Origin of the sequence: Cupriavidus pauculus (assembly GCF_008693385.1) — a bacterium.
GTDB lineage: Bacteria > Pseudomonadota > Gammaproteobacteria > Burkholderiales > Burkholderiaceae > Cupriavidus > Cupriavidus pauculus_D.
Window position 1 is genome coordinate 2,780,341 of sequence record NZ_CP044065.1, and the last position, 22,352, is coordinate 2,802,692.

Annotated in this window: 15 protein-coding genes; 7 read left to right on the forward strand and 8 right to left on the reverse strand. The window is 67.4% G+C overall.

Features of this window, described 5'->3' with window-relative positions:
* Nucleotides 1–97: 97 nt before the first annotated feature.
* The 4 genes from FOB72_RS12745 to FOB72_RS12760 are packed head-to-tail and all read left to right on the forward strand — an operon-like array spanning nt 98 to nt 4,746.
* Nucleotides 98–1,102 carry an HlyD family secretion protein gene (locus FOB72_RS12745; protein ID WP_411859794.1) on the forward strand — a complete coding sequence of 335 codons (1,005 nt, stop codon included), beginning with the start codon at nt 98–100 and terminating at the stop codon, nt 1,100–1,102.
* Nucleotides 1,099–2,097, forward strand: a complete 999-nt coding sequence (locus FOB72_RS12750; RefSeq protein ID WP_150372848.1) for an ABC transporter ATP-binding protein — start codon at nt 1,099–1,101, stop codon at nt 2,095–2,097. The genes FOB72_RS12745 and FOB72_RS12750 overlap by 4 nt, the downstream gene beginning before the upstream one ends.
* Entirely contained in the window at nt 2,094–3,272 is a 1,179-nt protein-coding gene (locus FOB72_RS12755) for an ABC transporter permease (RefSeq protein ID WP_150372849.1), read from the forward strand. Before FOB72_RS12750 ends, FOB72_RS12755 begins: the two co-directional genes overlap by 4 nt.
* 19 nt (nt 3,273–3,291) lie before the next feature.
* Nucleotides 3,292–4,746, forward strand: a complete 1,455-nt coding sequence (locus tag FOB72_RS12760; protein WP_150372850.1) for an efflux transporter outer membrane subunit — start codon at nt 3,292–3,294, stop codon at nt 4,744–4,746.
* Nucleotides 4,747–4,777: 31 nt separating this feature from the next.
* Here the strand turns inward: FOB72_RS12760 and FOB72_RS12765 are convergent, their stop codons facing one another.
* The 4 genes from FOB72_RS12765 to bglX all read right to left on the reverse strand — a co-directional run bounded on the left by FOB72_RS12765 (nt 4,778) and on the right by bglX (nt 9,879).
* Nucleotides 4,778–5,974: a pyridoxal phosphate-dependent aminotransferase gene (locus FOB72_RS12765; protein ID WP_150372851.1), complete on the reverse strand. Its 1,197-nt coding sequence runs from the start codon at nt 5,972–5,974 to the stop codon at nt 4,778–4,780.
* 90 nt (nt 5,975–6,064) lie between these two features.
* Complete coding sequence (locus FOB72_RS12770; RefSeq protein ID WP_150372852.1) at nt 6,065–6,967, reverse strand: transporter substrate-binding domain-containing protein; 903 nt, start codon at nt 6,965–6,967, stop codon at nt 6,065–6,067.
* Between the two features lie 135 nt (nt 6,968–7,102).
* Nucleotides 7,103–7,489, reverse strand: a complete 387-nt coding sequence (locus FOB72_RS12775) for a hypothetical protein (RefSeq protein WP_191002149.1) — start codon at nt 7,487–7,489, stop codon at nt 7,103–7,105.
* Between the two features lie 56 nt (nt 7,490–7,545).
* On the reverse strand, nt 7,546–9,879 hold the full coding sequence (bglX, locus tag FOB72_RS12780; RefSeq protein WP_150372853.1) for a beta-glucosidase BglX: 2,334 nt from the start codon (nt 9,877–9,879) through the stop codon (nt 7,546–7,548).
* A gap of 296 nt (nt 9,880–10,175) precedes the next feature.
* Between bglX and FOB72_RS12785 the strand changes: the two genes are divergently transcribed.
* Complete coding sequence (locus tag FOB72_RS12785; RefSeq protein WP_150373893.1) at nt 10,176–11,699, forward strand: glucan biosynthesis protein G; 1,524 nt, start codon at nt 10,176–10,178, stop codon at nt 11,697–11,699.
* Nucleotides 11,700–11,730: 31 nt separating this feature from the next.
* On the opposite strand, the gene FOB72_RS12790 is transcribed toward FOB72_RS12785, so the two are convergent.
* A complete protein-coding gene (locus FOB72_RS12790) occupies nt 11,731–15,174 on the reverse strand; it encodes a response regulator (protein WP_317889532.1) in 3,444 nt (1,147 codons plus the stop codon).
* Nucleotides 15,175–15,441: 267 nt separating this feature from the next.
* Nucleotides 15,442–17,613 carry a di-heme oxidoredictase family protein gene (locus FOB72_RS12795; RefSeq protein WP_150372855.1) on the reverse strand — a complete coding sequence of 724 codons (2,172 nt, stop codon included), beginning with the start codon at nt 17,611–17,613 and terminating at the stop codon, nt 15,442–15,444.
* A 445-nt stretch (nt 17,614–18,058) separates the two neighbouring features.
* Between FOB72_RS12795 and FOB72_RS12800 the strand changes: the two genes are divergently transcribed.
* Complete coding sequence (locus FOB72_RS12800) at nt 18,059–19,345, forward strand: sensor domain-containing diguanylate cyclase (RefSeq protein ID WP_150372856.1); 1,287 nt, start codon at nt 18,059–18,061, stop codon at nt 19,343–19,345.
* Between the two features lie 134 nt (nt 19,346–19,479).
* Entirely contained in the window at nt 19,480–20,697 is a 1,218-nt protein-coding gene (locus tag FOB72_RS12805; RefSeq protein ID WP_150372857.1) for an MFS transporter, read from the forward strand.
* A gap of 22 nt (nt 20,698–20,719) precedes the next feature.
* Here FOB72_RS12805 and FOB72_RS12810 read toward each other — a convergent pair whose 3' ends face one another.
* Together FOB72_RS12810 and FOB72_RS12815 are read right to left on the reverse strand one after the other, a co-directional pair.
* Nucleotides 20,720–21,298, reverse strand: coding sequence for a nuclear transport factor 2 family protein (locus tag FOB72_RS12810; RefSeq protein ID WP_191002150.1), 579 nt, complete (start codon nt 21,296–21,298; stop codon nt 20,720–20,722).
* Between the two features lie 2 nt (nt 21,299–21,300).
* Entirely contained in the window at nt 21,301–22,329 is a 1,029-nt protein-coding gene (locus tag FOB72_RS12815; protein ID WP_150372859.1) for a Bug family tripartite tricarboxylate transporter substrate binding protein, read from the reverse strand.
* Between the last annotated feature and the right edge of the window lie 23 nt (nt 22,330–22,352).

Sequence of the window (22,352 nt, forward strand, 5' to 3'; positions counted from 1 at the left end):
TTTCCCGCCTTTTACGCTTTACGCCTTTTACGCTTTACGCCTTCCCCGCCTTTTGCGCCTCCGCGCGCACGCGCAGAGGCCACCCACGGAGCCTGCCATGCCTTCCTCCTCCGCCCCCCTCCACACGCCTCGCCGGCGGCGCACCATCGCTGCGGCCATCACCCCCGCCGCGCTGGCGATGATGGCGCTCGCGCTGGCCGCCTGCTCGCGGGATGCGCCCACCGGGTGGCAGGGCTATGTCGAGGGCGAGTTCGTCGCCGTCGCCTCGCCGTTTGCCGGCCGCCTCGATCGCCTCGCGGTCGAGCGCGGGCAGCAGGTGGCCACGGGCGCGCCCCTGTTCGTGCTCGAGTCCGACGACGAGCGCGCCGCGCGCGATCAGGCCGCGGAGCAGGTGCGCGTGGCGGAGGCCCAGCTGACCGATATGCAGACCGGCAAGCGCCCCGTCGAAGTCGCGGTGAATCAGGCCCAGCTCGTGCAGGCACAGGCGCAGGCCACGCGCAGCGCCGCGCAACGCAAGCGCGACGAGGCGCAGTTCGAGATCGGCGGCATCTCCCGCGCGCAGCTCGACGAGAGCCGCGCCACCGCCGAGTCAGATGCCGCGCGCGTGCGCGAGATCCAGCGCGATGTCGATGTGGCCCGCCTGCCGGGCCGCACCGCGCAGATGGCCGCGCAGGCGGCACAGGTGCAGGCCGCGCGCGCCGCGCTGGCGCAGGCGGAATGGAAGCTTTCGCGCAAGGCGGTGGCCGCGACCGAAGCGGGCCTCGTCTACGACACGCCGTTCCGCAACGGCGAGTGGGTCCCGGCGGGCAGCCCCGTGGTGCGCATGCTGCCGCCCGGCAACGTGAAGGTGCGCTTCTTCGTGCCCGAGGGCGCGGTCGGGTCCATCCGGAACGGTCAGCGCGTGCAGATCCTCTGCGATGGCTGCGCGGCGCCCGTCGCGGCAACGATCACCTACGTGTCGAACGAAGCCGAGTTCACGCCGCCCGTCATCTACAGCAACGAGACGCGCCGCAAGCTCGTGTTCCTGATCGAGGCGCGTCCCACGCGCGGCGACGCGTCGAAGCTGCATCCGGGCCAGCCCGTGGAGGTGCGCGCATCATGAGCCACGCCAACCCGCCTCCCGGCGCCGCGTCGAACGGCACACCCGAACTCGCGATCGACGTGCATGGCCTGAACAAGCATTTCGGCGACAAGCACGTGGTCAACGATCTGTCGATGCAGGTCGCGCGCGGCGAGATCTTCGGCTTTCTCGGCCCCAACGGGAGCGGCAAGACCACGTCGATCCGCATGATGTGCGGCCTGCTGACGCCCGACTCGGGCTCAGGCACCTGCCTGGGGTACGACATCCTCAAGGATGCCGCCGAGATCAAGCGCAACGTCGGCTACATGACGCAGCGGTTCTCGTACTGGGAAGATCTCTCGATTCGCGAGAACCTCGACTTCGTCGCGCGTGTGTACGACATGCCCAACCGCCGCGAGGCCGTCGATCGCGCGCTCGAGGATCTCGGCCTGCAATCGCGCGCGGCGCAGCTCGCGGGATCGCTCTCGGGCGGATGGAAGCAGCGGCTCGCGCTCGCCGCCTGCCTGCTTCACGCGCCGCGGCTGCTGTTGCTCGACGAACCGACGGCCGGCGTCGATCCCAAGGCGCGCCGCGATTTCTGGGAACAGCTGCACCAGCTTGCCGCGCGCGGCATCTCGGTACTCGTCAGCACGCACTATATGGACGAGGCCGAACGGTGCCACAAGCTCGCGTATATCGCATACGGCAAGCTGCTCGCGCAGGGGACGTCGCAGGAGGTCGTCGATAGCCAGCACCTCGCCACGTGGAGCGTCGAGGGCGAGGACCTCGCCGGTCTGTCGGCCGCGCTGCAGGGCAAGCCCGGCGTCGAGCAGACCGTGGCCTTCGGCACCGCGCTGCACGTCACGGGACGCGACGGCGCGCTGCTCGGCGAAACACTGCGACAGCTTGCCGGCCCGAACCGGCGCATCGCGCAGACGCCGACGAGCCTCGAGGACGTCTTCATCCACATGATGAGCGGCGCGCAGGACAACATGGCCGCGAGCGCGGCCAGGCCGCGGGCGAAGGAGCGCACATGAACAACCCCGCCACGCCCACCCCACCGAGGCGGCGAGCCACCCGCTCGCGGTTCTCGGTCCAGCGCTGGTGGAGCATCGTGCTGAAGGAGTTCCTCCAGCTGCGGCGAGACCGCGTCACGTTCGGCATGATCGTCGGCCTGCCCATCATCCAGCTGATGCTGTTCGGCTTCGCGATCAACTCGGACCCGCGCCATATGCCCACCGCCGTCATCAGCGCGGAGCAGAGCGACTTCACGCGTTCGTTTATCGCGGCGCTGGAGAACACCACGTACTTCCGGGTCGTGGGCACGCTGCCCGACGAACGCGCGGGGCGCGAGGCGCTGATGCGCGGCGACGTGCAGTTCGTGCTGACCATTCCGACCGATTTCTCGCGCAAGCTGCTGCGCGGCGAGCGGCCCGCGATGCTCGTGGAAGCCGATGCGACCGATCCGTCCGCGACGGGTCCCGCGCTTGCCGCGCTCGCGAGCCTGCCGGACAGCGTCGCGCGCATCGACCTCAAGGGCGCGCTCGCGCCGCTGGCCGGCGGCAAGTCCGCGTTCGACGTCGATGTGCAGCGTCTCTACAACCCCGAAGGCATCACGCAGTACAACATCGTGCCGGGCCTGATGGGCGTGATCCTGACCATGACGATGGTGATGATGACGGGCCTCGCCATGACGCGCGAACGCGAGCGCGGCACCATGGAGAATCTGCTCGCCACGCCCGTGCAGCCCGTGGAGGTCATCTCCGGGAAGATCGTGCCGTATATCTTCATCGGCCTGATCCAGTCGACGATCATCCTCGCGGCCGCGTACTGGATCTTCTCGGTACCGTTCTTCGGTTCCGTCGTCGCGGTCTACCTCGCGGCGCTGCTGTTCATCGCGGCCAACCTGACGGTCGGCATCACGCTGTCCTCGCTCGCGAAGAACCAGTTGCAGGCCGTGCAGCTCACGTTCTTCTACTTCCTGCCCAATATCCTGCTGTCGGGCTTCATGTTCCCGTTCGTCGGCATGCCCGCGTGGGCGCAGTGGATCGGCAACGTGCTGCCGATGACGTACTTCAACCGCCTGATCCGCGGCATCCTGCTCAAGGGCAACGGATGGACCGAACTCTGGCCGAACGTCTGGCCGATGGCTGTCTTCACGGTCGTCGTCATGACCATCGCGGTGCGCTTCTACAAGCGCACGCTGGATTAACTTCACGATGGAGCCCGCGATGCGCACCCTCCTCATCTCCTGCGCGGCCCTGGCGCTGGCCGGCTGCGCGGTCGGCCCCGACTTCCGCTCGCCGGCCGCCACCACCGATGCGCGTTACACCACCGGCCCGCAGCCAGAGCGTACGGTGACCGCCGAAGGGCAGGCCCAGACCTTCGCCGAAGGCGACGTGCCCAAGCAATGGTGGACGCTGTTCCGCAGTCCCGCGCTCGACGAGACCGTGCGCCGCGCGCTCGACAGCAGTCCGACGCTCGCGCAGGCCAGCGCGCGGCTGCGCGAAGCGCAGGAGACGCTGATCGCGCGCACGGGCGCCACGCAGTTTCCGAGCGTCGATGCGAAGTTCAATGCCGCGCGGCAGCAGTTCGATATCAAGTCCGTCGGCATCGATGCGTTTCCGAACCCCGGACCGTTCACGCTCTATGGCGCGACGGTACAGGTCTCTTACGTGCTCGATCTGTTCGGCGGACAGCGGCGCGAGCTGGAAGGACTGCGCGCGGCGGTCGATTACCAGCGCTACGAACTCGAGGCCGCGCGCCTGTCGCTCGCGGCGAACGTCGCCACCACGGCGATCCGCGAGGCCGGTCTGCGCGCGCAGCTTGCCGATACCGTCGCCCTGGCGGATGCGCAGCAGCGGCAGGCCGGCATCATGGAGGATCGGCTAAGGGCCGGAGGCGTGGCGCGCGTGGACGTGCAGCGGCAGCGCGCCGAACTTGCGCAGACGCAGGCGCTGATTCCGGGCCTGTCGCGGCAGATCGACGCGGCGCGGCATCAGCTTGCGGTCTATACGGGCCAGACGCCGGGCAGTGCGAGCCTGCCCGAATTCCGGCTCGAGGACCTGTACCTGCCCGATACCGTGCCGGTGAGCCTGCCCGCGACGCTCGCGCGCCGCCGGCCCGATATCCGCGCGGCCGAGGCGCTGCTGCACGAAGCGTCGGCGAATATCGGCGTGGCCACGGCGAACCTGTATCCGCAGATCACGCTGAGCGCGAGCGCGGGCACGCAGGAGACGCGCATGCGCGACCTGTTCGACAGTCTCAATATCTGGAGTCTCGCGGCGGGCGTCGTGCAGCCGGTGTTCCGCGGTGGCGAGCTGCTGGCGAAGAAACGCGCATCGGAGGCCGCGTATGAGCAGTCGCTCGCCGCTTACCGGCAGGCCGTGCTGCAGGGCCTGCAGAACGTGGCGGATTCGCTGCGCGCGCTGGAGGCGGACGCCGGCACGCTGGCGGCCCGCGCCGACAACGCGCGGCAGACGCGCGACACGCTGGCGATCGTGTCCGAGCAGTACCGGCTCGGCGGTGTGAGCCAGTTCACGGTGATCGACGCGGAACGCCAGTCCCGGCAGGCGGCGCTCGACCTGGCCCAGGCGCGTGCGAGCCGGCTGGCGGATACGGCGGCGCTGATGCAGGCGCTCGGGGGTGGGTGGTCGCAGGAGGCCGTCGACGTGTCGGCTCGCTAAGCGCCCGGTAGTCCCCGGCTACCGGTCCGCGCTAGCGAGCGAGGTACTGCCGCAAACGCGCGACGCCTTCGTCGAGCCGCGCGACATCGCACGCGTAGCACCACCGCACAAACCCCTCGCCCTCGTCGCCAAACGCACTCCCCGGCGCGAGCCCGATGCGCGCCTCGCGCACGAGCCGCTTGCACAGTTCGAGGCTGTCGGTGGCACCACCCGTCTGCGCGTCGAAGCGGAAGAACACATACATCGCGCCGTCCGGCGCCCGTGCATCGACGCCGGGCAGCGACGAGAGCGCGTTCACCAGATGGTCGCGGGCCTGACGCGTGCGCGCGACCAGTTCCCGCGTGAACGACTCGCCCTCGCGCACGGCCACCACGCCCGCTTCCTGCACGAACGACGGCGCGCACGACGTGTTGTACTCGATAAGCTTGCCGAGATCCGCGGTCAGAGCGGCCGGCAGCACCATCCACCCGAGGCGCCAGCCCGTCATCAGCCATGCCTTGGAAAACGAATTGACGCTGATCACGCGCTCGTCGCGCGAGGCAATATCGAGAAACGACGGCGCGGTCGGTGCGTCGCCATCGGTGTCGCCGTAGTAGAGGCGCTCGTACACCTCGTCCGCAATGATCCAGATGCCATGACGCCGGCAGTGATCGAGCACGATCTGCTGCGCGGCGCGCGGCATCACCCAGCCGGTCGGATTGTTCGGCGAATTGATCATCACCGCGCGCGTGCCGGGCTTGAGCGCGGCAAGCAGCTTGTCGATGTCCAGCGCCCACCCCTGCGGCCCATAGTCGAGCGACACCGTTTCCACGGTGGCACCGAGAATGCGTGGAATTTCGACGAGGTTCGGCCACAGCGGCGTGACCGCCACCACATGGTCGCGGGGCCCGGCAACGAGCTGCGCGGCCAGCATCAGCGCATTGACGCCGGCGCTGGTGACCGCGACGTTATCGACCGCGGTGGCGCCATGCAGGCGCGTGGCATACGCGGCCAGCGCCTCGCGCAGCGCGGGAATGCCGAGGTTGTGCGTGTAGAACGTGGCCCCGTCGGCCAGCGCGCGGCTGGCCGCGTCGCGGATGAACGCGGGCGTGACCTGGTCCGATTCGCCGAACCAGAACGGCAGCACGTCGGGGAGGCCGATGCCAGCATTGGCCACCTCGCGGATGCGCGACGCGCGCAGGTTGTGGACGGCTTCCCGGGCTGACGGGAGGACGGGGGCGACGGACATCGGAACTCCTTGGCGGTGGATGCGATGGGCTACGGATGCATGGCAGCGCCAAGCGTACCACCGCCCGCCCCATCGCGTCCGGGCCGACGCTTACTCGAAGGCCTCGTCGCTGGGGTTCGCGTACGCGCGCTTGAGCGGCTCGCTCACCGGCAGATCGAAGCTGATGTTCTTCGGCGGCACCGGCTTGGCGAACCACTTGGCATAGAGCGTATCGATCTCGCCGCTCTTCATCAGCGACGTGATCGCGCCATCGACCACCTGCTTGAAGCCCGGATCGTCCTTGCGCATCATGAACGCATAGGCCTCGAACGATTGCGGCGTGCCGACGACGGCCCAGTCCGACGGGTTCGGCGCCAGCGTGCGCGCGCCCGAGAGCAGCACGTCGTCCATCATGAACGCGGCCACGCGGCCCGACTGCAGGATCAGGAACGACTCGCCATAGTCCTTGGCGCTCTGAATCGTGATATTTGCGCCCTTCTCGTCGTTGAGCCGGCGCAGGATGCGCTCCGACGTCGTCCCCGCGTTGGTAACCACGGACTTGCCCGACAGATCGCCGAAATCGCGGATCGGGCTGTTCTTCTTCACGAGCAGGCGCGTGCCCGCCACGAAGAACGTGGTCGAGAACGCGACCTGCTGCTGGCGGGCCTTGAGGTTGGTCGTCACGCCGCACTCGAGGTCCACGGTCCCGTTCTGCACGAGCGAGATACGGTTCTGCGACGTGACCGGCACCATGCGCACCTGCAGCGCTGCAACACCTGTTTCCTTCTTCACGGCGTCGATCACGCGGTCGCAGATGTCCTGCGAGAAGCCGATCACCTTCTGGTTCGCGTCGTAGTACGAAAACGGGATGGAAGACGTGCGGTGGCCGATCGAGATCACGCCGCCGGACTTGATCTTGCTCAGCGTGGGGCTCGCGGCCACGTCCGCGGCGCTGGCGGCCAGCGGCAGCAGGGTGGCGAACATGGCCGCAAGGGCCAGGCGATGGTGTTTCATGGTGGCACTCCTATGAGTCGAATGTTGCAACTCTAGACTCAGAGCAACAAACGTTCCATCATGGATTACCATGAAACATATGGTTTTTTCACCGAATCGGTGAAACAAATGCGCCACATCGGGGCGAAAAGGCGATCAGCTGTGATCGGCGCACTTCTCGTTGTAGACGCGCTGGAGCTGCCGGCGCGTGCGGTCGCGCTCCACGGTCGGGATGTCGGTGCCCTGGCTGTTTTCGACGTTCTGGCCCGACGGGCGATAGCTGCGGCGCGGCAAATCGCCGATCTGGGCCGCGAGCGAATCGCACTCGGCGTCGCGCGACGGCGGCTGGCTGGGCGTGGGGCGGAACTGCGGTTCGCCTTCGCGCACGGCGTTGGAGATCGCGTTATTGATGGCGGCGTCGCCCGACGGCTGCGCCCGCGCCATCGAATGGTGGAGTTGCTGTGGCAACGGCAGTGACGCGAGCAGACCGCTTGCCGTTACCAACAGCGACGTGATAACCAGACTGCGAGCGAGGCGAGGCATGGAAGCGATCTCCGGAGCGGACGTTTATCCATGGTAGTGCAAACGGCGCTCCCGCACTAACGCAACACAAACGTCTTCTGTTTCACGTTCTCGGCGTCGAGCCCGATCTGGACGTTGAACTCGCCCGGTTCCGCCACATAGTCGAGCTTCGCGTTGTAGAACTTGAGCTTGTCCTCGTCGATCGGGAACGACACCACGCGCGACTCGCCCGCCTTGAGCGGAATCTTGCGGAAGTCCTTGAGCTCCTTGACCGGCCGCACGACCGAAGCGGCAACGTCCTGCAGGTACAGCTGCAGGACCACCTCGCCGTCGCGCGCGCCCGTGTTCTTCACGGTCACGCTGGCTTCGATACGTTCCCCCGCGCGCATCGTGTCCCGCGAGAGCCGCACGTCGGACACCGCGTATTGCGTGTAGCTGAGGCCGTAGCCAAACGGGTACAGCGGGCCCGACGCTTCCTCGAAATACTGCGACGTGTAGTTCGCGGGCTTGCCCGGCGTGAACGGACGCCCGATGCGCAGTTGGTTGTAATACGTGGGAATCTGGCCGATCGAACGCGGGAACGATATCGGCAGGCGGCCCGACGGGTTGTAGTCGCCGAACAGTACGTCGGCGATGGCATGGCCGCCCTCGGTGCCCGCGTACCAGGTCTCGAGCATCGCGTCCGCGTTTTCTTTCTCCCAGTTCAGCGTGAGCGGCCGGCCATTCATCAGCACCACGACCATCGGCTTGCCGGTGGACTTCAGCGCCTTGAGCAGCGTCTGCTGCGAGCCGGGCAGCGACAGCGTGGTGCGGCTGGACGCCTCGTGCGACATGCCGCGCGACTCGCCAACGGCCACCACCACCACGTCGGCGGCACGCGCGGCCGCCACCGCTTCGGCAATCATGTCGCCGAGCGGGCGCGGATCCTGCACGAGCTCCTTCATGTCCCAGTTCAGGAAGTTCAGGTACTCGACCACGCGCGGATCGTCGGTCAGGTTCGCGCCATGCGCGTGGAGCACGCGGCCGCGATCGCCGAGCGCGTCGCGCATGCCCTGCAGCAGCGTGACCGAATGCTTGCCTTTGCCGGCCGCGGACCAGCTGCCCATGATGTCGATCGGCGCATCGGCCAGCGGGCCCACCACCGCGATCGTGCCGCCCTTCTTCAGCGGCAGCGTCTGGTTGCGGTTCTCGAGCAGCACGAGCGAGCGGCGCGCCACGTCGCGCGCGTCCTCGCGATGCAGGCGGCTGTCGGCTTCCACATCGGCGGGATCGTCGGCGGCACGGCCAATACGGCGATACGGATCGGCGAACAGCCCGAGGTCGTACTTCGCGCCCAGCACTTCGCGCACGGCCTCATCGACCACGCCGACGGGCACCGCGCCCGATTTCACGAGGCCCGGCAGCTGCTGAAGATAGAGCGAGTCATGCATGCTCATGTCCGCGCCCGCCTCGATCGCGAGCTTCGCGGCCTCGCGGCCATCCTTCGCCACGCCGTGGCGCAACAGTTCGTCGATCGCGCCATGATCGCTGACGGTCAGGCCCTTGAAGCCCCACTGCTTGCGCAGCAGGTCGCGCAGCAGCCATTTGTTCGAGGTGGCGGGCTCGCCGTTGATCGAATTGAGCGCGATCATCACGCCGCCCGCGCCCGCATCGATCGCGGCCTTGTATGGCGGCAGGTAGTCCTGGAACATCCGCATCGGGCTCATGTCCACCGTGTTGTAGTCACGGCCACCCTCCACGGCGCCATACAGCGCGAAATGCTTGACCACGGCCATCAGGCTGTCGCGATTGGCCGGCGACGCACCCTGGAAGCCGCGCACCATCGCGCGCGCGCTCTGCGACACGAGGAACGGGTCCTCGCCGAAACCTTCGGACGTGCGGCCCCAGCGCGGATCGCGCGAGATATCGACCATCGGCGCGAAGGTCATGTCGATGCCGTCGGCCGTGGCCTCGAGCGCGGACACGCGCGCCACGCGTTCCACGGCGCCCATGTCCCATGTGGAGGCCACGCCCAGGCTGATCGGGAAGATCGTGCGATGGCCGTGCACGATGTCGTAGGCGAAGAAGATGGGAATCCCGAGCCGGCTCTTGACCGCGGCCTCCTGCAGCGGACGGTTCTCGGCCGGCGTCACCGAATTGAACGTGCCGCCCACGCGGCCGGCCTCGAGTTCCTTGCGCAGTTGCGGCTGCGGCATGTCGGAGCCGATGCTGATCAGCCGCAGCTGGCCGATCTTTTCCTCGAGCGTCATGCGCGCGATGAGCCTGTCGATGAATGCGTCGCGCTCCGCGACCGACGCGGGCGAGGCCTGCGCGCCGTCGGGCGGGGCGGCGTCGGGCGGGGCGGCAAGGGCGGAAAAGGCAGGGGCGCAGAGCAGGCTGGCGGCAACAGCCAGCGAGGTGAGCAGTCTCATCGGATCGTTTTTCCGTTATGTAGGTCAGCGACGCGCTCGACTCTGCCCGAACGCGCGCCTGACGTATGCCCGACTTTGTCGGACTTTTTTACAGCGCACGCATGCCGTTGCAGGCACGCCACGCAAAAACGTAACTTTTAAGGCACTACGCCCGCAGTTTACCGTCTATACACTAGCGGTTTGCACCGCAGCACGACTGTGGCAACATTTTCCAACCCGTCTTACTGGAGGAATCGGTCTTGACAGCAGCCTTTGTCGCGACATTTACCCGGGGCGTCCTGCCCGCGCTTGCCGCCATGCTGGCCGTGCTGCACGGTGGTGCCGCATTTGCCTTCTCGCTCGACGACGTGACCGCACGCGCGAAGAGCCTGGCCGACAAGCCCTACGTGGCACCCGCGAACAATCTGCCGCCGGCGTTCCAGCAGATGCAGTTCGCCGACTACATCAAGATCCAGCCGCGCACCGACAACCTCGAGTGGAAGAATCAGGGCACGCCGTTCAAGCTCGGGTTCTACCATCAGGGCATGCAGTTCAGCTCGCCGGTGCGCATCAACGAGATCGTGGGCAACAACGTGCAGGAGATCCGCTACGACATGTCGCGGTTCGACTTCGGCGACCTCAAGCTCGACCGCTCGGCCACGAGCAAGCTCGGTTACGCGGGCTTCCGCGTGATGTACCCCGTCAACCGTCCCGACAAGCTCGACGAAGTCATGAGCGTGCTCGGCGCGAGCTACTTCCGCGTGATCGGCAAGGGTCAGGTGTATGGCCTGTCGAGCCGCGGCCTGGCCATCGACACCGGCCTGCCCGTTGCCGAGGAGTTTCCGGCGTTCCGCGAGTTCTGGATCGAGCGTCCCAACCCGCAGGACAAGAAGCTCGTGTTCTTCGCGCTGCTCGATTCGCAGCGCGCGACCGGTGCCTACCGCTTCGAGCTGATGCCGGGCGAGGACTCCACGCTGAAGGTGCAGGCGCGTGTATTCATGCGCGACAAGGTGACCAAGCTCGGCGTGGCGCCGCTGACGAGCATGTTCCTGTTCGGGCCGAACCAGATGCGCGACCCGCACAACTTCCGCCCGGCGCTGCACGACTCCAACGGCCTGTCGATCCATACCGGCGACGGCGAATGGCTCTGGCGCCCGCTGAACAATCCGCGCCATCTGGCCATCAGCCAGTTCACCGTGAACAATCCGCGCGGTTTCGGCCTGCTGCAGCGCGGCCGCGATTTCTCGTCCTACGAGGACCTCAAGGATCGCTACGACCTGCGGCCCAGCGCGTGGATCGTGCCCGAGGGCGACTGGGGACGCGGCAAGGTCGAGCTCGTCGAGATTCCCACGCCCGACGAGACCAACGACAACATCGTCGCATTCTGGACGCCCGACGCGCTGCCCGCGAAGGGGACGCCACTGGTGGCCAACTACACGATGCACTGGACGATGGACGAGCGCGCGCTCGTGCCGAAGGACGTGGCGTGGGTCAAGCAGACGCTGCGCTCGGCCGGTGAAATCATGCAGGCCAACCTGATTCGCCATCTCGATGGCAGCGTCGGGCTCCTGATCGACTTCGAGGGCGCGCCGCTCGCGAATCTCGCGCCCAGCGCGCAGATCAACCCGCAGGTCAGCCTCAGCGACAACGCCGAGCTGATCGAGCGCGTGCTGCAGGTCAATCCGGCGACCAAGGGACAGCGGCTGACGCTGCGCTTCAAGGTCAAGGACCCGAAGAAGGTGGTCGAGCTGCGCGCGGCGCTGGTCTCGGGCGACAACCGTCCGCTGACCGAGACGTGGAGCTACCAGCTGCCGCCGGACACGGCACCGAAGGCGCAGTGATCCCCTGACCCGCGTGCCCCGAAGGCGAGGGTCAGATCATCGCCTTCGGCACCCACACGCGCAGCAGCGAATACAGCTGGTCGAGGTCCACGGGCTTGGCGATATAGTCGCTGGCCCCGGCCGCAAGGCATTCCAGCCGGTCCTTCTGCATCGCCTTGGCCGTCACGGCGATGATCGGCAGGCTCTTGAGCCTGAGGTCCGCGCGAATCCGGCGCATGGCCTCGAGCCCGTCCATGCCCGGCATCATCACGTCCATCAGCACGATATCGATATCCGGCGTGCGCGCGAGGATATCGAGCGCCTCGTGCCCATTGCGGCCGATGTCCACGCGCATGCCCTGATGCTCGAGCGCGCTCGTCAGCGAGAACACGTTGCGCACGTCGTCGTCCACGACGAGGATGCGCCGCCCTTCGAGCTCGCGGCTGCGCGCCCGCGCGGCCAGCAGCATATGCCGGCGCTCTTCCGGCAGATCCGATTCCACCTGATGCAGGAACAGCGTCACCTCGTCGAGCAGGCGCTCGGGTGAGCGCGCGCCCTTGATGATGATCGACTGCGAGTACTTGAGCAGTTCGCGCTCTTCCGCACTCGACAGGTTGCGGCCCGTGTAGACGATCACGGGCGGGAACGAGCAGGCCTCGGTAATCGCCATCGAGCGCAGCAGTTCGCTGCCCTGCATGTCCGGGAGCTTGAGGTCGACGATCATGCAGTCGAACACCTCGGTCAGCAGTCGCTGCAGGGCCTGCTCGCCGGTTTCCACCGCCACGATCTCGATCTTCTCGTCGCCGATCAGCTGGACGATGCTGTCGCGCTGGCGCGCATCGTCCTCCACGAGCAGCACGCGCTTGACCTGCCGCGCGATTTTCTCCTCCAGGCGGCGGAAGATATTGGCAAGGTCCTCGCGCGAGGTCGGCTTGACCGCGAACCCGATCGCGCCGAGATGCAGCGCGGTATCGGCGCGGTCCATGGCCGAGACCACATGCACCGGGATATGGCGCGTGCGGGGGTCGCCCTTGAGCTCCTGCAGCACCATCAGGCCCGAACGGTCCGGCAGACCGAGGTCGAGTAATATCGCCTGCGGCTGGTGCTCGCGCGCCATCGCGGCGCCCTCCCCGCCCGTGCCGCAGACGATGCACTGGTACTGCATGTCGTGCGCGATATCGAGCAGGATCTGCGCGAACTGCGGTTCGTCCTCGATCACGAGCACGAGGCGCTCGCCGCTCAGCGCGTAACGGTCGTCGGGGATCACCGCGCGCGCCTCGGCGAGATCGGGAAGGTCCGCGGGAACATTCGCGGACACGCTCGCGGGCACGTGCGCCGGCACGTTCGCCACCAGCGCGGGCGCCGTCGCGGGCAGCGTGGCCCGCACCCCGGCGACCGGCGCGGCAAGCGGCGCCGCTCCAGCATCCATCGCATCGGCCTGCACTTCGGGAGCCGCCACATGCGGCGCCACATAGTGCACGGGCAGCGTCACCGAGAATGCCGACCCATGCCCCGGCGTGCTCTCGAGCGTAATCTCGCCGCCAAGCAGTTCGGCAAGACTGCGCGAGATGGACAGTCCCAATCCCGTGCCGCCGTACTGCCGGCTGGTCGTGCCATCGGCCTGATGGAACGCCTCGAACACGCGCGCGTGCTGCGCGGGCGCGATGCCGATACCGGTATCGATGACGGAGCAGCGCACGCGATCGGGCCCCGCCATGGTCCACTGCACGAAGACCTGTCCATGCTCCGTGAACTTCACCGCGTTCGACAGCAGGTTCTTCAGCACCTGTTCCAGGCGATGGCCATCGGTCGTGATCGCGAGCGGCACGTCGGGGGCCACCGCGCACTGGAACGCAAGCCGCTTCTGCCGCGCGAGCGGCTCGAACGTGCGCACGAGGTTGTTGTTGATGTGCTCGAGCGCGACGGTATCGATCACGAGCTCGACCTTGCCGGCCTCCACCTTGGCCAGGTCGAGAATGTCGTTGATCAGCACCAGCAGGTCGTTGCCCGCCGAATGGATCGTCTGCGCGTAGCGCACCTGCTCGCTCGACAGATTGCCGGCCTTGTTGTCGGCCAGCAGCTTCGAAAGTATCAGCGAACTGTTCAGCGGTGTGCGCAGTTCGTGCGACATGTTGGCGAGGAACTCGGACTTGTACTGGCTCGCGCGCTCGAGGTCCGCGGCCTTTTCCTCGAGCGTGGACTGCACGCGCATCAGCGCATCGTTCTTTTCGTCGAGCACGCGCGCCTGCGCGGACAGCTGCTCGTTGGTCTGCTCGAGCTCGGCCTTCTGGTTCGCGAGCACCGCGCGCGACTGCGAGAGCGCCGAGGTCTGCTGTTCCAGCTGCTCGTTGGCCACGCGCAGTTCTTCCTGCTGGCTTTGCAGTTCCTCGTTGAGTTGCTGCGTTTCCTCGAGGGCTTCCTGCAGACGCTCCTGCTGCTGCGCGGCGGCCACCACGTCGCCGATCGTCGCGCTCATCAGCGCGAGGAACTCATGGGTACGCGCATCGGGCGGCGCCATGAACGCGAGCTCCAGCGCGCCGATCACGACGCCGTTCGCCCGGATCGGCGCGACCACCAGCGCCGTGGGCGGCGCGGCGCCCAGCGCCGACGCGACGGACCAGTAGTCCGCCGGTACGGCGTCGATATGCAGGGACTGCGCGGACGTCACGGCACGGCCGACCAGCGTGTCGCCCACGGCGATGCGCTGGGGCAGCATGTCCTCGTTTGCCAAGCCGATGGCGCCGCGGCGCTCGAGCGTGTTGCGGCTGACCAGCACATAGAGCGTGCCGGCCGCCGCGCCAAGATAGCTCGCAAGAAACTCGAGCACGACCGGCGAGAGCCGCGCGAGCGAGTCCTGCCCCACCACCTGCGCACCGAAGCGTACCTGTCCATCGCGCAGCCACGCCTGATGCGTCAGCACGCGCGCCTGGCTCTCGTGCGCGTCCAGCGATCCGCTATAGGCATCCGACAGCTGCACCAGATCCCGGCGTCCTCGCCAGGCGACGATAAAGCTCAGCAGCACGCTGGCCACCACGGAACCGACGATCGTCACGAGCGCAAACTGGCTGCCCGAGTCCGCGCGATTGAGCCGCAGCGTCTGCTCGATACCGAGAAACGCGTCGAGCTCGCGATTCGTCGCATCGCGCTCGGCCTCGCCGCGGCCGGCCAGCGCCGATGCCTGCGTGCCATCCCCGCGGCGCCGCAGCGCAATCAGTTCGTCGGCCTTCCGATCCCACTGCTGCTGCCATGCCTTGATGCGCTGCAGCCGTTCCACCTGCGCGGCGTTGTCGCGCACGAGCGTGGAGAGCGCATCGACGTCGGCCATCAGGATCGGACGCGCGAGGTCGTAGTCGCGCGTGTAGCGCTCGTCGCCCGTCATCGCGAAGCCGCGCAACGCGGCTTCCTTGCGCCAGACCAGCCGGCCGATCTCCTGCGTATTGCCGATGACGCGCTCGGAATGCTCGATCCAGCTGTTGGCAGAGAGGAGATACAGCACGAGCCCGATGAAGATCGCCGCCGTAACCCCTCCGACCACGAGTGGCAGTGTGATATTGCGTCGAAGGATCCGCCGAAAAGCCAACTCATCGAGTCCGGTCGAGGGAGACATAGGGAACGTGGCCGAAGGGTCGGCGCCCATGGAATTGGAGGTGGCGGCATGTTACCTCACCGGCGCCAACAAAAAAGCCGTGCCCGAAGGCACGGCTCAGGGGCGGCGCGGGAAAGTCGCGCCGTTTCTCGGGGAGAGAAAGCGTCGTGGCAGCCTTTACAGCGACTGCAGGAACGCGACGATCGCGTCGCGGTCGTTCTTGGGCAGGGCCTCGAAGCGCGTGCGCGCGTCGTTGGCCTCGCCGCCGTGCCACAGGATGGCCTCGACCATATTGCGCGCGCGGCCGTCATGCAGCAAACGCACGCTTTGATCGGCATTGCCCTGTACGAAGCGCAGCGAACCGATACCCCACAGCGGCGCGGTACGCCACTGGTTCGGCGCGGCGCGGCCTTCGCTCAGCGTGTCGGCCAGGCCCGGGCCCATGTCGTGCAGCAGCAGGTCCGTGTACGGATGGATGGTCTGGTCGCGCAGTTCCACGAACGGGTGGTTGGTGCCGGTCTTCAGCGTCGCGGTGTGGCAGGCCACGCAGCGGGACTGCGTGAACAGCACGCTGCCGCGCGCGATCAGGTCCGGATTCACGTCATGCTCGGGCGATACGCGCACGCCGGCCGGGAAGCCGCTGCGCAGGCTGCGCTGTGCCGGCACCGCGATCAGCGACAGGTAGCTCGTCAGGCGTTCGATCTCGGTCTCGGAGATCGACGTGGCCGCGGCGGCCTGGCGGCAGTCGGCGGCGCCCATCTGGCAACCGCGCGTCGGGAACACTGGCGACGTCACGCCCATGTCCTTGCTCAGCGCGTCGCCGGCCTGCTGGCGGATGCTGCCCTTCGACGCCTTCCAGCCAAAGCGGCCCAGATGGGTCTTGCCGGTTTCCGGGTCGGTGACCCAGTTCGGGATGCCGCGCACGCCGTCGCCGTTCACGTCGTCCGGGTCCGCGAGCGCGAGAATCGTCTTCTCGTCCAGCGCCTCGAGCAGGCCCATGCCGATGACCTGCGCGGCCTGGCGCGCCGAGTATTGCGCCGGGGTCGGGCCCTTGAACGCATAGACCGGCTTGACCAGTTCCACCTTCTCCCCATCGGGCAGCGTGCGAACCGTGGTCTCGTACGACTTGATGCTGACGTCGTACTGCGGGGCATTGCCGTCCTGCGCGTGCTGCTGCACGTTCCAGCCGTAGGTCGGATCGGCCTTGCCATCGGCGGCGGCGGTCAGGATCGACATCGTGTCGAGCTTCACGCCGATGCCCGGCGAGATGCTGCGGCCGTTGTTCGTGTGGCACTGGATGCAGCGCGGCTGGTTGTAGCGCGGGCCGAGCTGGCCGATGTGCGCCGTGAACACGGGGTTGTCGGCGTCATGCTCCGAGTGCTTGCCGTCGAGGAACGACGTGTGGAACAGGCGGCGGCCCTCCACGAAGCGCTGCGTGTTCGCGATGCCGATATTGTTCGACATCTGCTGGAACACGCGCATCGGCTCCTCGGAGTAGTTGTACGAGAGGCTCGCCTGGCCGCCCAGCAGCGCTTCGTCCGGAATCGGTTCCGAGTCGAGGTTCGGCACGATGCCGTACCACGGCTTCATGCCCTGGCCCACCACGTACAGCTGCTCGAACGAGTAGTAGCGGCTGCCGCCGCCATCGACCACCGGATCGCGCTTGAGGCGCGGCGCCGGCGCGAGTTCGATCTTGTCGCCGATCGCCAGCTTGCTGTGCGGGTCCGTGCGCCAGTTCGAATCCACGGTCATCATGCAGTTCTCTTTGGGCTGCCCTTCGATACAGATCGGCAGTCCACCCTGCGTGGGATTGTTGAAGCCGTAGTTCAGCGACCAGCCATAGTCACGCACTTCCGGGTTCTGGATATTGCGGAACAGGCTGAACGTCGTGCCGTCGAAGATGCCCTGGTTCACGCGCAGGTAGAACGAGATCTTCTGGCGGCCCGCCGGCACTTCGTCGCGAATCTCCAGGCCGAACGTGCGATTCTGGAAGTAGAACGTCGGGAACGTGAGGTAGCGGCCCGGACCCGCGTCCGGCGCATCCCATGCCTCGCCGCGCTCGCGTGCGTGACGCTCGGTGGGCCGCATGCCCACCAGCGTCACGAGCGTGCCGTCGGCCTCGCGGTATTGGATCTGCTCCATCGCCTGCGTCGTCGCGTCATACAGCGGCGAGTAGCCCGATGCGGGCTGCACGGGCGTCGAGTTGCTGGCGTTGTTGTTGCCGGACGGCGCGGCAGCGCCATCACCGCCGCCACCGCCGCCGCAGGCGGCGACGATCGACGCGGCAATCAGGGAGACGGCAAGCGCGGCAACCGCGCCCGTGCCTCGCTTGGGGACGGGAAATTGCATGGTTTATCTGACCTTCTTTGTTGTTATCGAATGCCTTCGGCCAGTTGCTCCGCCGGCGGTTTCCACTGCATGCAGACAACAGGCCCCCCTGGACGCGCCGGGACGGCGATCCATATGGATGCAAGACTGTTGGGAAGGCTTGAATGGATGTGACAGACCTGTACCGCAATCATCGTGCCTGCCATTTCTCGGTCATGCGGTGACCTTCGGCGACGGCGCAATGGCTTCGCAGCGGACCGAAGATCGCGGCATATTCCTGCGAATTGGCGTATCCAACCAAAGGGGGATATGGGTACGAACGGAATCTGCCGAAATGCACGCAGGCGGTTATATCGCGCCGTGCCAGAAAATGGCCCATGAGGTGACATCAATTGGCAGTCGACCGCAGCAATAGGTGTCACTGCCGATGCGCTAGACTGCGCGGGTATTCGTTCGCACGCCTTACATGTCCTTCAACGACCCCGTCACGCTGCTCCTGATCATCACGCCGTTCGGGCTCATGACGATGCTGCTGCTGTGCCTGTCCTATATCGGGCTCGGCAAGGACAACGCGTCGCTGCACTGGTGGATCGCGGGCGATCTGCTGCTGGCCGCCTATCGTGTCGCGGCCCTGCTGCAGCCGGGCGTGCCGCAGGGCGTGAACCGCGACGCGCTCGCCTGGGTGCCCACGATGACGCCCCTGGCGGCGTTTATCACCGGCACGACGCTGCTGCTGGCGGCAGTGGGCGCCCACACGCTCGCGCTTTATCGGCTCGACCCTCTTTGGCCAGACCCTCTTCGGCCAGACCCTCCCCGCCTCGACCCTCCGCGCCCGGACGATGCAGCAGGCACGCGCGGCCGCGGCACGACCGTGCTGATGCGCCTCGGCCTCGCGCTCCCGCTGTTCTACGCCTGCGGCGCGGCTGCGGCCGTGCGGGCGGGCTACGCGCTGCCCTGGCACTCGCTGTTCATGGTGGCCACCATCGCGATACAGGCACGCATCACGCTGCGCCTCGCGCGCCGGTATCGCGGCGCGCTGGGCCTGCTCGCGGGGCAGCTCGTCGTCCTTGCCTATCACGCCTGGTCGGGACCCGTGCTCGTCCTGCATCCGATTCCGCCGCAGGCATTCGAGCACACGTTCCTGCCATCGGTGCAGGCGCTGACGATGGACGTGATCGTGTCGTTCCTGTTCACGCTGAGCTACGCGCTCGCGCTGCAGGAACGGCTGCGGCTGCGCATCCTGCAACTGAGCATCACGGACTCGCTGACGGGCGCGCTCAACCGGCGCGGCGCGGTGTCGATCCTCAACGACGCATGGGCGCGCGCGAGCGCCGAGCGCCATCCCATCGCCATCGCGATGGTGGACCTCGACAACTTCAAGCGCATCAACGACCAGTACGGCCACTCGGCCGGCGACGCCGCGCTCCAGGCCTTCGCGGATACCGTAACGCGGCTCAAGCGCCAGTCCGACGTGTTCGTGCGCTGGGGCGGGGAGGAATTCCTGCTGATGCTGCCGCGCACGGACCTCGGCCAGGCCCAGCACTTTCTGGCGCGCCTGCGCGACCACCTCAAGGCCCTGCCGCTGACGCCCGCGCTGCCGTTCCACCTCGAATTCAGCGCGGGGCTCGCCGACAGCCGCGCAGCCGCGGCCGCGCGCGACTTCGAGACCGCGCTGCGGGCCGTGGACAAGGCGCTGTACCGCGCCAAGGTGGATCGCAATCGCGTGGAAATCGTCTCGGAAGTCGACGTTTGAGCACTTTTCGCACGAATCAGGTGTCGCGAACGCCGGATTATTGAGGTGGCGTCAACAAGCTTTCCCACGGACTCGCCTTTTTCCCGGCCATGATGCGCCGCACAATGCCGGGATTGGATATCCGGAGATCCGGCATGACACCCACGCAACCTTCCACGGACAGCACACAACCGGCCGGCAGCGCTGGGCTGGCCCTGCTCGCCCTCGCCGTCGGCGCCTTTGGCATCGGCACCACCGAGTTCTCGCCGATGGGCCTGCTGCCCACGATCGCCGCCGGCGTGAACGTTTCCATCCCGACCGCGGGCATGCTGATCAGCGCCTACGCCATCGGCGTGATGGCCGGCGCGCCGCTGATGACGCTCGCGCTGTCGCGCTGGTCGCGCCGCACCGCGCTGATCGTGCTGATGAGTATCTTCACCATCGGCAACCTGCTGTCCGCGGTGGCCACCGACTACACGATGCTGCTGCTCGCGCGGCTCGTCACCAGCCTCAACCACGGCGCGTTCTTCGGCCTCGGTTCGCTCGTCGCGGCCAGCGTGGTCCCGCGCGAGAAGCAGGCCAGCGCGGTGGCGACGATGTTCATGGGGCTGACCATCGCCAACGTCGGCGGCGTGCCCGCGGCCACGTGGCTCGGTAACGTGATCGGCTGGCGCATGTCGTTCGCGGCCACGGCCGGTCTCGGCGTGCTCGCGATGGCCGCGCTGTGGTTCGCCCTGCCGAAGGGCAGCGCGGGCCAGCGTCCGAACGTGCGCGCGGAGCTTGCCGTGCTCACGCGTCCCGTCGTGCTCGGCGCGCTGGCGACCACCGTGCTCGGTGCCGGCGCCATGTTCACGCTCTATACCTATATCGCGCCGACACTGTCGGACCTCACGGGTGCGTCGTCGGGCTTCATTACCGCGATGCTCGTGCTCATCGGTCTCGGCTTCACGATCGGCAACGCCGCGGGCGGCAAGCTCGCGGACCGTTCGCTCGATGGCAGCCTGATCGGCTTTCTCGTGCTGCTGATCGCCGTGATGCTCGCGTTCCCGCTGCTGGCAAAGTCGCATGCGGGCGCGGCAATCGGCCTCCTGATCTGGGGCGTCGCGACGTTCGCCGTCGTGCCGCCGCTGCAGATGCGCGTGATGCGCGCGGCCGTGGAAGCGCCGGGGCTGGCGTCGTCGGTCAACGTGGGCGCATTCAACCTCGGCAACGCGCTCGGCGCGGCGGCCGGCGGCTGGGCCATCTCTGCGGGCTTCGGCTACAAGGCCGTGCCGCTCGTCGGCGCCATCATCGCGGCGGCCGGCCTGGCACTGGTGCTCGTCCAGATCTCGGTCCGCCGCAAGCCCGCGGGCCTGTCGCTGGGCGAACGATAACGGTGCCCATCGGCGGCACTCGTCAGCCGATGCCGAGCCGCCGCCGCTCGGTCTGCACCTGATCCTCACCATCGCGGCGGCCGATGATCCAGCCGTCGCCGGGCACCAGCGCGCGGTATTTCACATCGACGATCTGCTTCCAGTCCTGGATCAGATCGCGATGGGCAATGCGCCATACTCCATCCCGCCTTTCCATCCGATCGAGGTAGCGTGACGACGTGAACATGTCCATGGGCGCGTCGGCGTCGCCGGCCGCGCCGCCGGTCAGCTGCGCAAGCTGCGGCTTGGCCTCGGCCGGGTACTGCTGGATCGTGCGCACGTAGGTCTCCACCAGCGCGACGTCGTCGCTCGCGAACTCGATCAGCATGTTGCCGATAAAGTGGCTCGAGGTCGCGATCGGCCGGTGCCGCACGAGGATCCATTCGACGAGCCCTTCCGCCGGACCGATATACGGACCATGGCTGTCGATCGCGCCGGGCCAGAAGATATCGAGCATGCCCTGCCGGTCCAGCCGGTCTACCGCGCGGCACCAGCGGAACATCAGGTCCTGGATCTGCAGGCGGGAGACGATGCGTTCGGGGGTGTATTGGCTGGTCGTCATGGTCATGCGGTCTTGAACTGCACACGGGTGGAAAGCTCCTGCATCTGCGCGGCCTCCCTGCGGATCAATGTCGCGAGATCGGCTGGCGTGCCGCCGACGGGCACGATGCCGTACCCCTCCATCTTCGACACGATGGCCTTGTCGGCGAGCATGCCATTGAGCAGCGTATTGAGCCGCGCGACGATCGGCTTCGGCGTGTTCGCGGGCGCGCCCACGCAGAACCATGGCGACATCACGAACCCGGGCATCGTCTCCGACAACGTCGGCAGATCGGGCAGCAGCGGCGAGCGCTGCGCGGACGTGACCGCGAGCGCCTTGATGCGGCCCGCCTGAATGAGCTTGAACGCGGACGAGATCTGATCGATCGTGAAATCGATATTGCCCGCGATGAGGTCCGTCAGCATCTGCGAGCCGCCCTTGTACGGCACGTGCACGGCCTGCACGCCCGCGCGCTGCTTGAACACCTCGCAGCTGATCTGCGCGCTCGATGCCACGCCGGAACTCCCGTACTGGAAGTTCCCGCCTCTGGCCTTCATCAGCGCGATGAGCGCGGCCGGCGAATCGACGTCGAGCGAGGGCCGCACCATCAGCACGTTCGGCGTCTCCGCAAGATTGATCACGGGCGCGATCGAGTCGATCGTGAACGGCAGCTTCTCGTACGCGAAATGGTTCGTGACCATGGTGCCGACCGAACCCATCAGCAACGTGTAGCCATCGGGGTTCGCGCGCGAGACCGCGGCCACGCCGATGGTGCCCGTGGCACCGGGCAGGTTCTCGACCATCACGGGCTTGCCGAGCGTCTTCTGCAGATGCTCGGCAACGAAGCGGCCGAGGATGTCCGTGGATCCGCCGGGCGGGAATGGGACCACGACCTTGATCGGCTGGGCGGGCCAGCCGGTGGGCAGCGACGCGGGCGTCGCCACGGCAGGGGTCGCCTGCGCGTGTGCAAGACGGCCTGACGGCAGCGCGAAGCCCGCCGCCAGCGATCCGCCAATGCACTGCCGCACAAAGCGGCGTCTCGATGATTCCATGACATGTCTCCTCTCGTTATGGG

Coding starts and splice junctions, on each gene's coding strand:
- FOB72_RS12745 (WP_411859794.1), top strand. CDS start 98: ATGCCTTCCTCCTCCGCCCCCCTCCACACGCCTCGCCGGCGGCGCACC.
- FOB72_RS12760 (WP_150372850.1), top strand. CDS start 3,292: ATGCGCACCCTCCTCATCTCCTGCGCGGCCCTGGCGCTGGCCGGCTGC.
- bglX (WP_150372853.1), bottom strand. CDS start 9,879: ATGAGACTGCTCACCTCGCTGGCTGTTGCCGCCAGCCTGCTCTGCGCC.
- FOB72_RS12770 (WP_150372852.1), bottom strand. CDS start 6,967: ATGAAACACCATCGCCTGGCCCTTGCGGCCATGTTCGCCACCCTGCTG.
- FOB72_RS12805 (WP_150372857.1), top strand. CDS start 19,480: ATGACACCCACGCAACCTTCCACGGACAGCACACAACCGGCCGGCAGC.
- FOB72_RS12775 (WP_191002149.1), bottom strand. CDS start 7,489: ATGCCTCGCCTCGCTCGCAGTCTGGTTATCACGTCGCTGTTGGTAACG.
- FOB72_RS12815 (WP_150372859.1), bottom strand. CDS start 22,329: ATGGAATCATCGAGACGCCGCTTTGTGCGGCAGTGCATTGGCGGATCG.
- FOB72_RS12765 (WP_150372851.1), bottom strand. CDS start 5,974: ATGTCCGTCGCCCCCGTCCTCCCGTCAGCCCGGGAAGCCGTCCACAAC.
- FOB72_RS12810 (WP_191002150.1), bottom strand. CDS start 21,298: ATGACGACCAGCCAATACACCCCCGAACGCATCGTCTCCCGCCTGCAG.
- FOB72_RS12785 (WP_150373893.1), top strand. CDS start 10,176: ATGCTGGCCGTGCTGCACGGTGGTGCCGCATTTGCCTTCTCGCTCGAC.
- FOB72_RS12755 (WP_150372849.1), top strand. CDS start 2,094: ATGAACAACCCCGCCACGCCCACCCCACCGAGGCGGCGAGCCACCCGC.
- FOB72_RS12750 (WP_150372848.1), top strand. CDS start 1,099: ATGAGCCACGCCAACCCGCCTCCCGGCGCCGCGTCGAACGGCACACCC.
- FOB72_RS12795 (WP_150372855.1), bottom strand. CDS start 17,613: ATGCAATTTCCCGTCCCCAAGCGAGGCACGGGCGCGGTTGCCGCGCTT.
- FOB72_RS12800 (WP_150372856.1), top strand. CDS start 18,059: ATGTCCTTCAACGACCCCGTCACGCTGCTCCTGATCATCACGCCGTTC.